Origin of the sequence: Pseudomonas sp. DWRC2-2 (assembly GCF_049897885.1) — a bacterium.
GTDB classification, from domain to species: Bacteria; Pseudomonadota; Gammaproteobacteria; order Pseudomonadales; family Pseudomonadaceae; genus Aquipseudomonas; species Aquipseudomonas azotoformans_A.
The window spans coordinates 78,229-91,019 of record NZ_JAFCXD010000009.1 but is presented as its reverse complement, the minus strand read 5'-3'; the positions used below and the strand labels follow the sequence as shown (position 1 = coordinate 91,019).

Annotated in this window: 13 protein-coding genes; 11 read left to right on the top strand and 2 right to left on the bottom strand. The window is 59.8% G+C overall.

All coding sequences use genetic code 11. The annotated features are described in order from the left end of the window. Positions 1 to 30 precede the first annotated feature (30 nt). Positions 31 to 651 (top strand): hypothetical protein, encoded by a 621-nt coding sequence (locus ACP7EW_RS28465; protein ID WP_426221449.1) that lies wholly within the window; start codon positions 31 to 33, stop codon positions 649 to 651. On the opposite strand, the gene ACP7EW_RS28460 is transcribed toward ACP7EW_RS28465, so the two are convergent. Both ACP7EW_RS28460 and ACP7EW_RS28455 read right to left on the bottom strand, forming a co-directional pair. Next, complete coding sequence (locus tag ACP7EW_RS28460) at positions 603 to 935, bottom strand: hypothetical protein (RefSeq protein ID WP_033897177.1); 333 nt, start codon at positions 933 to 935, stop codon at positions 603 to 605. The genes ACP7EW_RS28465 and ACP7EW_RS28460 overlap by 49 nt on opposite strands. Then, positions 932 to 1,240: a phosphomannomutase gene (locus tag ACP7EW_RS28455; RefSeq protein WP_241495483.1), complete on the bottom strand. Its 309-nt coding sequence runs from the start codon at positions 1,238 to 1,240 to the stop codon at positions 932 to 934. The genes ACP7EW_RS28460 and ACP7EW_RS28455 overlap by 4 nt, the downstream gene beginning before the upstream one ends. Before the next feature lie 219 nt (positions 1,241 to 1,459). Between ACP7EW_RS28455 and ACP7EW_RS28450 the strand changes: the two genes are divergently transcribed. The 10 genes from ACP7EW_RS28450 (at position 1,460) to ACP7EW_RS28405 (ending at position 12,743) form a co-directional block, all read left to right on the top strand. Continuing rightward, entirely contained in the window at positions 1,460 to 1,900 is a 441-nt protein-coding gene (locus ACP7EW_RS28450) for a low molecular weight protein-tyrosine-phosphatase (protein ID WP_426221446.1), read from the top strand. Positions 1,901 to 2,022: 122 nt separating this feature from the next. After that, the gene (locus tag ACP7EW_RS28445; RefSeq protein ID WP_426221444.1) at positions 2,023 to 4,245 is read left to right on the top strand and encodes a polysaccharide biosynthesis tyrosine autokinase; all 2,223 of its coding nucleotides are present in this window, start codon (positions 2,023 to 2,025) and stop codon (positions 4,243 to 4,245) included. A 73-nt stretch (positions 4,246 to 4,318) separates the two neighbouring features. Continuing rightward, entirely contained in the window at positions 4,319 to 5,653 is a 1,335-nt protein-coding gene (locus ACP7EW_RS28440) for a UDP-glucose dehydrogenase family protein (protein ID WP_426221441.1), read from the top strand. Then, complete coding sequence (locus ACP7EW_RS28435) at positions 5,650 to 6,951, top strand: lipopolysaccharide biosynthesis protein (protein WP_426221439.1); 1,302 nt, start codon at positions 5,650 to 5,652, stop codon at positions 6,949 to 6,951. The genes ACP7EW_RS28440 and ACP7EW_RS28435 overlap by 4 nt, the downstream gene beginning before the upstream one ends. After that, entirely contained in the window at positions 6,941 to 7,534 is a 594-nt protein-coding gene (locus tag ACP7EW_RS28430) for an acyltransferase (RefSeq protein ID WP_426221437.1), read from the top strand. The genes ACP7EW_RS28435 and ACP7EW_RS28430 overlap by 11 nt, the downstream gene beginning before the upstream one ends. A gap of 1 nt (position 7,535) precedes the next feature. Further along, a complete protein-coding gene (locus ACP7EW_RS28425) occupies positions 7,536 to 8,768 on the top strand; it encodes a glycosyltransferase family 4 protein (protein WP_426221435.1) in 1,233 nt (410 codons plus the stop codon). Further along, on the top strand, positions 8,746 to 10,068 hold the full coding sequence (locus tag ACP7EW_RS28420; protein ID WP_269133807.1) for an O-antigen ligase family protein: 1,323 nt from the start codon (positions 8,746 to 8,748) through the stop codon (positions 10,066 to 10,068). The genes ACP7EW_RS28425 and ACP7EW_RS28420 overlap by 23 nt, the downstream gene beginning before the upstream one ends. Before the next feature lie 31 nt (positions 10,069 to 10,099). Next, a complete protein-coding gene (locus tag ACP7EW_RS28415) occupies positions 10,100 to 11,245 on the top strand; it encodes a glycosyltransferase (protein ID WP_426221433.1) in 1,146 nt (381 codons plus the stop codon). Further along, on the top strand, positions 11,242 to 11,811 hold the full coding sequence (locus tag ACP7EW_RS28410; RefSeq protein ID WP_426221431.1) for a putative colanic acid biosynthesis acetyltransferase: 570 nt from the start codon (positions 11,242 to 11,244) through the stop codon (positions 11,809 to 11,811). Before ACP7EW_RS28415 ends, ACP7EW_RS28410 begins: the two co-directional genes overlap by 4 nt. Beyond that, positions 11,808 to 12,743, top strand: coding sequence for a glycosyltransferase family 2 protein (locus ACP7EW_RS28405; protein ID WP_426221429.1), 936 nt, complete (start codon positions 11,808 to 11,810; stop codon positions 12,741 to 12,743). Before ACP7EW_RS28410 ends, ACP7EW_RS28405 begins: the two co-directional genes overlap by 4 nt. The last annotated feature ends 48 nt before the right edge of the window (positions 12,744 to 12,791 follow it).

Below are 12,791 nucleotides of genomic sequence, written 5' to 3'. Positions count from 1 at the left end.
CCGAAAACGGCCACGTCAGATTGGGGATATATGCGGGCAGAACTTGCGCAATATGGCGGTATCACCGTCATGATTCCGGCCGCCATCATCATTGCCGTGTGGCTCAGGTATTCCAACCCTTGGGCGCTTCGAGCCTGGGTCATTACCGTCGGTGTCACGTATTCGATCGTCGCGTTCAGCAAGTTGCTGTTCAAGGGCTGGGGCTTGTCCTTCCAGCACCTGGACATTGCCGTGCTCAGTGGTCATGCCATGAATACGAGCTTGATGGTCACCGTGGCACTCAGCCTGGTGGCGCGCCAGTTCAACCCGGCGCTGCGCTGGCCGGCGGCAGGCGTGGGAGTGTTCGCCAGTCTCTGGTTCAGTGCCTATTGCGTCGCACCCTATATCCACCCACTCAACGAGGCTGTGGCCGGCGGCCTGTTGGGCGCCTGCGCGGCAATTGCGTTTCTGTGGCGTATAGAAGCCACCCCGATCAAGGTGTCACCCTCTTTTATCAGCGGTGGCCTGGTGGTCTTGCTGGTGTGCGCCCTGATGCCCAAATACAACGCCGAGTTGTTGCTCAACCGGGTGGCAATCGCCTTGTCAGGCGCCGATCAGGCCCATCAAGCGCCTTCGTGGCGGTTGGACTCGGCGCACAGAGACGCCGAGTAATTCACCAGGTCCAATGCCCGGTTGCTGTCCACCAACAGTTCCAGCAGCACCGTTTGTGCGTTGAAGCGCCGCACATCGCCTCGACGCCGCGCTTCCTTCATCTGCTTGAACAGCGTGTGGGTGATTTGCTGCGGGGAACTGCCCTGCAGTTGATTGAGCCAACGGCCGATGGCCTGGGTATTACGCCGGTACTGCGCGCCCGCTGCCGGCTCGGCGAAGGCTTCGAACATCCCCGTGAGTTTCCTCAGCGCATAGCTGCGTATCACCTCATCCAGCAGGCTCATGGCCGTTCCTCGGTGCCGGAGATGTTCGCCAGCAACTCGGCCGTCTTGACCTGCATGAACTGGCTATCACCCCGACTTTCCACGCACAGGCATACCGACAACGGGTCACTCACCTGCAACTTGAAACGCCAATCGGCAAACACCATGGACAGCCCGGAACAGGACTCGTCGCTGGCCAGCGAGTTGTCGCTGTACAACACCTGCATGCGCTGGACGACGCACGTCGAGTTATTCACTTCGATATGAATATTCCCCGAAGAGGGGAACAGGCCAATACGTTCTACTAATAACTTTGAAGTGTTCATGGCCGCCCCTTGTTGTTACGGATGGGCGGCACTTTATTATGCAAAGGACTAAAAGTACGGGAATGTTATTTTTCGTCGGTGAATACGATTTTGTTATTTTTAGTCTGTTTCGATGAGTGGTCGAAGTTCCTGGCTTGTGAGCATAATCGTCTCGCTGCTTGAAGTAAGGTCATCCCTTTTACTACCGGGTTAATACTGTACGGCGCGTGGGAGGTTGCCTTGTTCAATAGGATTTTGATTGTGTGCGTCGGCAATATCTGTCGAAGCCCCACGGCAGAACAATTACTGCGCAATGCACTTGCGTCCTCCGCCATTGAAGTCAGTTCGGCGGGGCTCGCGGCATTGCGTGACAGCCCGTTGGAGCCCACGGCTTCACGCGTGCTTGAAGAGCATGGTCATGCGCCAGGCTCACACAAGGCGCGGCAGCTGACCAGCGACGCGGTCAGTGATGCGGACCTCGTCCTGGTGATGGAGCAGCGGCACATCGAAGGGGTGCTCAGTCTCGCTCCGCAGGCGCGGGGCAAAGTGTTTCTGTTGGGTAAATGGCAGTCCGATCGGGAAATCATGGACCCTTATCGTCAGGGCAAGTCGGCCTTTGTTCATGCTTATACGCTCATAGAACAAGCGACACAGGCGTGGGCGCGAAGATTGATCAGTTGAGTATTTATGCACGTTAATTGAGCGTGTATGTAGTGAGTGAAGCCGTTAAATGTGCATGGAGCCGGGCGACTTATCATCCTGTGCCATTGCTTGACTATCTGTTAGAAAAAAAGAACTGACTTATGCAATCAGCACCTGCAGTAACGTCGCACAACGGCGAAGAAACAGATCTGGATTTCATGATGTTGCTGGGCACTTTGCTGGACCATAAGTGGCTTATCGGTGGGATCAGTCTTGTCTTTATGGCGCTGGGTGTGACCTATGCCGTGTTGACACCTCCCGTCTATCAGGCGACTGCGCTGGTCCAGGTCGAGCCGAAGAAAAGCGACATGCTGGGCTTTTCGGATGTCGGCAGCCTGCTCGGCAAGGAGTCGCCCACCGTCACCGAAATCGAGCTGATCCGCTCGCGAATCACCATTGGTACCGCCGTCGATAACCTCAACCTGGACCTTGAGGTGAAGCCCAAGCGTTTTCCGTTGATCGGTGATTTCATGGCGCGCCGTTTCAAACCTGCACAGGCTGACGCTGTGGCGAGCCCATGGCTGGGTCTGGACAGCTACGGTTGGGGTGGCGAGGACCTGAAGTTCTCGCAGTTTCGGCTTCCAGCAGAGCTGTTGGGCCAGGAACTGGCCTTGACCGCGGACAGTGGCAACCGCTTTACCCTGACGGATCAAGACGACAGGGTTTTGCTGACGGGGCAGGTGGGGCGCTTCTACGAAAGCAATGGCATCCAGCTGCGGGTCGAGACGCTGCAAGCCAACTCTGGCATGCAATTCAGCGTGGTCCGTTCGCCACGCCTGACCAGTATTCTGCGCTATCAGAAGTTGCTCGATGTCGCGGAGCGCGGCAAGGAATCGGGCATCATCGGCCTGGCGCTGGAAAGCACACGACCGGCCGCGGCCATTCAAGTGCTCAACGAAGTGGCACGCATCTATGTGCGCCAGAACATCGAGCGCACGTCCGCTGAGGCGGCCCAGAGCCTGGCGTTCCTCAAGGATCAACTGCCCCAGGTGCGCAAGGATGTCGAACAGGCCGAGACAGCGCTGAATAAGTTTCAGATCCGCAACAAGACCATCGACATCAGCCTTGAGGCCAAGGCGATTCTTGACCAGATCGTTGCGCTTGATGCCAGCATCTCGGAACTCAAGATGCAGCAGGCCGAGATCGAACGTAAGTTCACGCCCCAGCACCCGGTGTATCGGGCACTGCTGACGCAATTGGCAGAGCTCACTGCACGTCAGAATGAGCTGGCCAAGAAGGTCGAGAGCCTGCCCACCACTCAGCAAGAGCTGCTGAGCCTGACCCGAGACCTCAAAGTCAGCACCGAGATCTACACGCAACTGCTGAACAAATATCAGGAACTGGACGTAATGCGTGCCGGCACAGTCGGCAACGTGCGCTTGATCGACACTGCCGATGTCGACCTGCGCAACCCGATCAGGCCGCAAAAGGCCCTGATTGTGGTGATCGCCACGCTGCTCGGGGCCTTTGTCGCGATTGCCCTGGTGTTGTTTCGCAAGGCGCTCAATCGCGGCGTTGCCAACCCCAGTGAACTGGAAAAGCTCGGCTTGCCGGTCTATGCGGCGATCCCGTTCAGCGCCATTCAGAAGGACATGGACCAGAAGCTTTCGCGTGGCGGCAAGGCTGACTCAACGCAACTGCTCGCCCTCAGTCATCCAACCGACCTGGCCATTGAAGGGCTGCGCAGCCTGCGCACCAGCCTGCATTTCGCGATGCTGGAAGCCAGCAACAACCGCCTGATGATTTCCGGGCCCAGCCCACAAGTCGGCAAGACATTCGTCTCAGCGAACCTGGCGGCGGTGGTTGCCCACTCGGGCCAGCGGGTGTTGTTGGTGGACGTGGACATGCGCAAAGGCTACTTGCACAAAGTCTTTGGTGTGCCGGCTGACAACGGTCTGTCCGATCTGCTGGCCAAGCGTTGCGAGCTCAGTGCCGTCATCCACCCCACGGCGGTGGAAAACCTGCACATCCTCGCCCGTGGGCGCATTCCGCCGAACCCTTCGGAGCTGTTGATGCACGCCAATTTCAGCGCGTTCCTCGAACAGGTCAGTGGGCTCTACGACCTGGTGATCCTGGATACGCCGCCGTTCCTGGCCGTCACCGACGCAACCATCGTTGGACGCCAGTCCGGCACCAACCTGATCGTGGCCCGATTCGAACTGAACTCGGCGCGCGAAGTGGAGCTGACGATGCGCCGCTACCAGCAGAACGGCATCGAGCTCAAAGGCGCGATCTTCAACGGTATCGAGAAGCGCTCATCCGCCAAGTACGGGTATGGCGCCTACAGCTATTACCACTACGAGTACAAGTCAGACAGCGTTTGATCCCTGATGGCAGGCAATTGAAATCCAACGCGCAGCACGTCTACCACTGGCCGCAGGTTCAAAGAGAAGCGTTATGAAAGTCACTGTTTTTGGGATTGGTTATGTGGGGTTGGTCCAGGGCGCAGTGCTCGCCGAAGTTGGCCACGATGTGCTGTGCGTCGACATCGACGCCCAGCGGGTCGAGCGCCTGAAACAGGGACACATCCCGATTTACGAACCCGGCCTGGAGACCCTCGTCAGGGAAAATCATGCGGCCGGCCGCTTGAATTTCACCACCGACGCCGCGGCGGCGGTCCAGCATGGTGAGGTGCAGTTTATCGCCGTGGGCACGCCGCCGGATGAAGACGGTTCGGCCGACTTGAAGTATGTGCTGGCGGTGGCCGAGACCATTGGGCAGCACATGCAGGCGCCGCTGACGGTTATCGATAAATCCACCGTTCCGGTGGGCACGGCTGACAAGGTCAGTGCGCGCGTTGCCGCCATGCTCGCGCTGCGTGCGCGTACCGATTTGGTCTTCGACGTGGTGTCCAACCCGGAGTTTCTCAAGGAAGGCTGCGCGGTGACGGACTGCATCCGGCCGGACCGCATCGTCATCGGCACCGCCAGTGGGCATGCGGAAGCGGTGATGCGCGAGCTTTACGCACCGTTTAATCGCAACCGCGAAAAGATCATCGTGATGGACGTGCGCAGCGCGGAGTTGACCAAGTACGCCGCCAATTGCCTGCTCGCCACCAAGATCAGCTTCATGAACGAGATGGCCAACCTGGCCGAGCGACTCGGTGCGGATATCGAGATGGTGCGCCAGGGTATCGGTTCCGATCCGCGCATCGGCTATCAGTTCCTGTATGCGGGCGTGGGGTACGGAGGCTCGTGTTTTCCAAAGGACGTGCAGGCCTTGATCCAGACCGCCGAGACCCTCGACTTTGACGCCACGTTGCTCAAGGCGGTGGAACGGCGCAACGCTGACCAGAAGAACAGCCTGTTCAACAAGATCTCCACTCATTTCAAGGGTGAGTTGGCAGGCAAGACCTTCGCGCTCTGGGGGCTTAGTTTCAAGCCCAATACCGATGACATGCGCGAGGCGCCAAGCCGTGTGTTGATGGAGGCCCTCTGGCGTGCGGGGGCAAAGGTGCAAGCCTTTGACCCGGAAGCCATGGAAGAAACCCAGCGCCTGTATGGCGACCGCGATGACCTGCGCCTGTGCGGCACCAAGGAGGCCTGCCTCAAAGGTGCCGACGCCTTGCTGATCGTCACCGAGTGGCAGGTGTTCAAGGCGCCGGACTTCAGGGTGATCCAGCAGCAACTCCAGCAACCGCTGATTTTCGACGGGCGCAACCTGTTCGACCCGGTCAGCATGAACAAGAAGGGCATTCACTACGTCTCCATTGGGCGACCCGTGAACCCATGAGCGTGCTCAAAAGAATCGTCAGCGGCATTGGCGCCAATTCGTTCGGTCAGGTAGTGAACCTGCTGATTCAACTGGTGAGTGTCCCGGTGCTGATCGCCAGTTGGGGGTTTGGCGCCTACAGCGAGTGGGTGGTGCTGTCGGCAATTCCGACCTACCTGGCGCTGTCCGACCTGGGCGTGACCACGGCGGCTTCGAGCAAAGTGGTGATCTGGCATGAACGCGGGCGGTTGAGGGTCGCGCGGGCGGTCTACAGCACCAGCTTTGCGTTCCTGCTGCTGGCCGGATTCAGCGTGTTGTTGCTGGCCGTGGGATCGCTGGCGTTTTTCGACCTGTTCAGCCTGCTCAATCTCAAGTCGATCAGGAGCGGCGACGGGGTGTTGATCCTGTCGGCGCTGACGGGCTATTCGTTGCTGTGCCTGTTGACCAACATGATCTCGATCCGCTATCGGGCCTTCAAGGTGTTGCCGTTATCGTCGTTCATCATGAACGTCATTCGCATGCTGGAATGGTCGGCCGCCTTGTTGTGCGCTTATCTCACCCAGAGCTTGGTCGCCACCAGCCTGATGCTGCTGGCTGTACGCCTGGTTGGCCTGGTGAGCAAGAACCTGATCGCCCACCGATTGGGCATCACCTTGCGATTCAACCCTTCGATGATCGGCAAACGCGCGTTCGTCACCTTGATCAAACCGTCGATTGCCTCGCTGGCTTTCCCGATTGGCCTGGCGCTGAACGTGCAGGGGTTGATCATTTTGTTGTCGGTGCTGCTGTCTCCGGCCCATGCGGCGATATTCGGGCTTTACCGCACCATTTCTCGGGTGCTGGTGCAGTTTTCGACCGTGGTGAACCAGTCGCTGTGGCCGGAAATTTCCTATGCGTTCTCCATCGGTGACAACCAGCTGGTCAGGAAAATGATCCGTTACGCGTTGAAATTCTCCTTGCCCATCGCCTGTGTGATGGGGGCGCTGGTGGTGATGTACGGCGGGACGATTTTTGATGTGTGGTCGGGCCGCAAGGATGATTACTCATCGAGCATCATGCTGGTGCTGATCATCGGCGCGCTGACCCACGTGGCCTGGCAGGTGTATTGGGTCGCGCTGATGGCGACGGCGTCTTATGCATCCTTTGCCGTGGTGTTCATGCTGGTGTCGATCGCCAGCAGCCTGGCGGTGTTTTGCCTGGCGCAGGACTACGGTCTGCTGGGCGTCTGCTATGTGCTGGTGGCCACCGAAGTGGTGCTGTTCGGCTTCGCCAAGCGCGGGTTCCATCGCCTTGAAGTGAGGATGGCCCGTGCTGATTGATCACCTGGTCCGCCATCGACTCAAAGTCAGCCTGCTGACGCCGCAAGGGCTCAAGTACCTGGCCAAACGCGTGCTTTTGCTGGGCCGGCTGCTAACGGCCAGTCGCCGGCAGCGCGCCTTGCGCCGACAGGGGGCCACGCTGGGTGAATTGGTCATGATCAACGCCGTGGAGTTCGAAGGCACCCTGCGTTGTTTCAGCCTCGGCACCGGCAGTTTTATCGGCAAGCGCAGCTTTATCCAATTGCATGCCCCCGTTCGCGTGGGCGCCCATGTGGCGATCAATGAGGGGGTGCGCATTCTGACCGGCACCCATGGCCTGGATGATCCTGCATGGCGGTTGAAGGTGGCGCCGGTGGTGATCGGCGATTACGCGTGGATTGCCACCGACGCGATCATCTTGCCGGGGGTGACGATTGGCGAAGGTGCCGTGGTTGGCGCGGGCAGCGTGGTCGGTCGCGATGTGCAGCCCTACACCGTCGTGGCGGGTAATCCGGCGCGGTTCATTCGCGCGCGCGCTGCGCAGACCTTCACCTACAGCCCGGTACGCTCCAGTGCCGTGGTCGAAGCCTGGATGGGGAAATAAGATGATCCTGGTCGCCCATCCGGTTGGTAATCAGAATGTCCGCGCATTGCTGCGCGCGTTGAATCAGCGGCAGTTGCTGCACTCGTTTCATACCTCGCTGGCCTTGCACAAGGATTCATTCCTCTGTCGCCTCCCCGTGATCGGCAAGGAGTGCCTGCGGCGCACCTTTGATCAAGTGGACGGCGCCTTGCTGCACAGCTACCCACGGGTTGATGTGCCGCGTGTGCTGTGTGACAAGCTGAAGTGGTATCGCTTCACGCAGCGCAACGTTGGAATGTTCTGTCCGGAAAATGTGTACCAGCACATTGACCAGGCCAGTGCCCACTTCCTGTACCGGACCCCGCGCAAACCCAGCCAGGTGTATGGCTATGACGGCAAGTGCCTGGGCTTGTTCAAAGCGGCCCGGCACATCGGCGGTATTGCCCTCAACTATGAGGCGGCCTTCGGCTCTATCGCCTACGCGTGCAAGGTGCTTGAGCATGAGCGTGAGGCCAACCCGGCCTGGCGGGCGAGCATCCCGAATATCAGTGACGACACCCAGCGCAAGCAGACCGACGAGCTGGCGCTGGCGGACCGGATCATCGTGGCGAGTACGTTTGCCAAGCGCACACTGGGTGACCATGGCATCGCTGCAGACAACATCGCGATCACCCCTTACGGTGCCCCCGCGCCGATGCTGCGCCATAAGGTCAATGCGCGGCCGGGTGGGCGCTTGAAGGTGATGTACATAGGCGCGCTGACCCAGCAAAAAGGCATCTCGTATTTCTTCGATGCGCTGAACCTTGCCGCGAGCAGCGTGGCTCTTGACGTCACGGTGATCGGCGGCGACTACGCCAATGGCCGCAACCCGGCGCTCAACGCCGAGCTGAAGAAGTACCAGTGGTTCAGTTCAGCCTCCCACGATGAGGTGATCCAGCACTTGCTGGAGGCCGATGTATTGGTCCTGCCTTCACTCGCCGAGGCGTTTGGCCTGGTAGTGGGGGAGGCGCTATCGACGGGGACGGCGGTGATCGTGTCGCACAACTGCGGCGCGGCGGACCTGATCGTTGAGGGGGTGAATGGTTATGTGGTGCCGATCCGTTGCGCCGAGGCCATCGCCCGTCATCTGGTGGACCTGGCCGAGGACACGCAAAAACTCAATGAGCTGAAGCACAACGCCGTCTTGTCCGCCGGTGGCACAACCTGGGAGAGCTACGCCAAGGGGGTGATGGATGCCATCCTTTGCCAGTCCTGAACCGGTCAGCCTGCGTGAGCGCTACCGGTTGCGCGTGGTCAGTGCGTTCGTGCTCATCTACCTGTTCATCCTGTTCGAAGGGGTCTTGCGCAAGTGGGTGGTGCCGGGGCTCAGCTCAGTGATCTACTTCATCAAGGACCCGATCGTCCTTTACATTTATGGGTGCGCCTACCGGTTCGGGTTTTTCTCGAAGAACCTGGTGTCGGCCTACTTTGTTGTGCTGGTGCTGGTGTTTTTCGTGCTGGTGTCGGCGTTTTTGTTGAGCAGCCCCGAAGGCGTTGTCATCTACGGCTATGGCGTGCGCAACTACTTGCTGTATTTCCCGTTGATCTTTGTTGCCGGCAAGACGCTCAGGCTGACGGATGTCTACCGGTTCGCGCGTATCACGCTGTTTGCGGCGATCCCGATCAGTGTCCTGGTGGTGCTGCAGTATTCGTCCGGGCCGCAGGCGTACGTGAACAAAGGCATTGGCGATGATGACTTCATCTTCATGATTGCCGACGGCGTGGTGCGGCCGTACGGGACCTTTACCTTCACGGCCGGGCACGTGGTGTATGTGTCTGCCTGCTTTGCGTTCCTGGTCGCGGCGGTTTTCGACAAAGCCTTGTTCCGTGCGGTGTTCGCGCGGCGTTATGGGCTGTTTGCGGTGTCGGCGGCGTCCGTGGCGGTGATGTGCTTCCTCACGGGCTCCAGGGCCATTTATGCGTATGCCGCGATCGTGCTGCTGGCCGCGCTGATGGTCGCCTTGATCAAGAAATCCCAGCGCAACCTGCTGTCGCTGTTTTTCCTGGCGGCCGCGTTGTTTGTCAGCCTGCTGATTTTCATGTCCACCGACAGCTACCAGGTACTGGTGGAGCGCAACCGCAGTGCGGTGGCCAGTGAAGGGTCGCCGGTCACTCGTGCGTTCTCCAGCCTGTATGCCTTCACGCGTGTAGTCGACGACGCGCCGCTGTGGGGCCATGGCATCGGTTCAGGTACCAACGCCGCCTCGACAATCCTGCGCGCCGGGCGGGAACAGGGCGCGGGCTTTCTGCTGGCCGAGGATGAATGGTCACGCATCGTGCTGGAGATGGGCCTTCCCGCCGGATTGATGTTCATCCTGTTCAGGATCTTCGTCCTGCTCTGGTTGTTGCTCAAGTCCTACACGGCGCTGGTCAGGCAAGGCACCGGCGTGCCGCTGCTGCTGTGCGGGTTCCTGGCACCGATCCTGTTCAACGGCGTGATGACCATGCAGGGCACGTTCCTGGCGTTTGGCGTGTTCTACGCCTGCCTGATCCTCGCGGCCTGCAAGAAAACCTGAACCCACTCAACGCATCAGCGGACGACAGCACTTGAAGTTACTCAGAATCATCTCTTCGGTCAGACCGGAAAAAGGTGGGCCGATCAACGCGGCTCGGGAGATCGACACGCTGCTCATTCGGGACGGGCATCGTGTGGATGTGCTGACGCTGGATGGCGCGTTCGCGGTCGACTATCCCGGCACCGTGCATTTCATGGGCCCCAGCCGGTTTGGCTACGGGTTGAACGGCAACCTGCGCCCTTGGTTGGAGCAGCATGCCCGCGACTATGATTTTTTTATCATCAACGGGTTGTGGCAGTACCACGGTTTTGTCGCCCGCCAGGTACTGAACAAGCTCGGCCGGCCGTACATCGTGTATACCCACGGCATGCTCGACCCCTGGTTCAAGCACGAATACCCGCTCAAGCATTTGAAGAAATGGCTGTACTGGCCCTGGGGTGAATACCGCGTGCTGAGGGATGCGCGGCGCGTGGTGTTTACCAGTGAGGAAGAACAGCTTCGCGCGCGTGAATCGTTCTGGCTCTATCGCGCCAATGAAACGATTACGGCCTATGGCACGTCCAGTCCGCCGGCTGACGAGGCACGCCTGGCACAAGACTTCGTTGCGGCGCACCCGCAGCTCAAGGGCAAGCGGGTGGTGCTGTACCTCAGTCGTATCCACCCGAAAAAGGGCTGTGACCACCTGTTGCAGGCGTTCGCCCAGGTAGCCGGGCAAGACGAGCGCCTACACCTGGTGATGGCGGGTCCGGATCAGGGCGGTTGGGTGCAGGCGCTGCGCAACCAGGCCGAGCAGTTGGGCATCGCCGACCGTATCACCTGGCCCGGCATGCTGCAGGGCGCGGCCAAGTGGGGCGCGTTTTATGCCGCCGAGGTGTTCTGCCTGCCGTCGCACCAAGAGAATTTCGGCGTGGTGGTGGCGGAGGCGTTGGCCTGCGGCAAGCCCGTGCTGATCAGTGACAAGGTGAATATCTGGCGCGAAATCGAGAAGGACGCTGTGGGGTTTGTCAGCCCAGACACGACGGCCGGTGCCGTGCAGAACCTGCAACGCTGGTTGCAGCTGGATGCGCCTGCTTATGCGCAGATGTCCGAACGGGCCAAAGTGTGTTTTGCCGAGCGCTTTCATATCCGCCGGGGTGCGCAGCGCCTGCTGGAAATTGTGCGGGAGTGCTTGCCGTGATTCTTCAAGGCAATGATCCGCATCGCTCGCCGTCTTTCTCACTGGGCCATCGTTTGCGTCGCCTGCTCTGGAACCTGGTGTACGTGGTGCTGTTTCGCACCAGCCCACGCCCATTTCATGCCTGGAGGGCGTTCCTGCTCAGGTTGTTCGGTGCACGGCTGGGCAAGGGCGTGCATGTGTATCCACGGGCCAAGGTCTGGGCCCCCTGGAACCTGGAACTGGGCGATCATGTCGGGATCGCCGACGGCACCACGCTGTACAACATGGCGTTGATCCGCATCGGGCGCTACAGCGTGGTGTCCCAGGGCGCGCACCTGTGCGGCGGCTCCCACGACTACAACAGCAAGAACTTCCAGCTGTATGCCAAGCCCATCGTACTGGGGGAACACGTGTGGGTGTGTGCCGAAGCCTTTGTCACCCTGGGTGTCAGCGTGGCCGACGGTGTGGTGGTGGGGGCCCGCTCCCTGGTGATCAAGAGCATCGCGCAGCCGTGGAGCGTGCACGCCGGGCATCCATCACGGCAGATTGGCCTGCGTACCCAGCACGTCCAGGCGGTGGAGCCATGAAGCGCGAAACCGTCAGCGTGATCATCCTCACCTACAACGAAAGCCTGCACATCGCGCGGGCCATCGACTCGGTGCGCGCCTTCAGTGACGAAGTGCTGGTGGTGGACTCGTTTTCCACCGACAACACTTGCGACATCGCCCGCCGCCATGGGGCAATGGTGGTGCAGCACGCCTTCGTCAACCAGGCCAAGCAGTTCCAATGGGCGCTGGACAATTTGCCGATCACCGGCAATTGGACCCTGCGCCTGGACGCCGACGAAATCATCGAGGCCGACCTTGCCGCGCAGATCAATACGCGGCTGCCAGGCCTGGCCCGCGATATCACCGGCATCAACTTCAAGCGCAAGCATATTTTCATGGGCCGCTGGGTGCGCCATGGCGGCCGCTACCCGTTGAAGATGCTGCGGCTGTGGCGCACGGGTCTGGGGCGCATGGAAGACCGCTGGATGGACGAGCACATCTCGGTTGCCGAGGGTCGCACCATCACCCTGGAAGGTGGGTTTGCCGACCATAACCTGCATGACTTGACCTTCTTCACCCACAAGCACAACGGCTACGCCACCCGCGAGGCCATCGAAATACTCAATGCGCGGCTCGGGCTGTTTGCCATCCGCGATGAATTGCACAGCGGCAAGAGTTCGTTCCAGGCCAAGGCCAAACGCCTGGTCAAGAACCGCGTGTACAACCGCGTGCCGTTCACCCTGAGTTCCACGGCGTATTTCTTGTGGCGCTACATCATTCAGCTGGGGTTTCTCGATGGCCGCAGCGGCCTGGTCTATCACCTGCTGCAAGGCTATTGGTACCGCTTCCTGGTGGGCGCGAAGGTGCTCGAACTGGAAACCGCAATTGCTCATTTAAACGATAAGGACGCCATTGTCCGCGAACTTTCAAAGTTGACCGGACATAACTTGAACCTGCCCACACAGCAGTAACTGACCGTTTTTAACAAACACCCAAGTTTGGGTGAAGGCCTTCGCTCG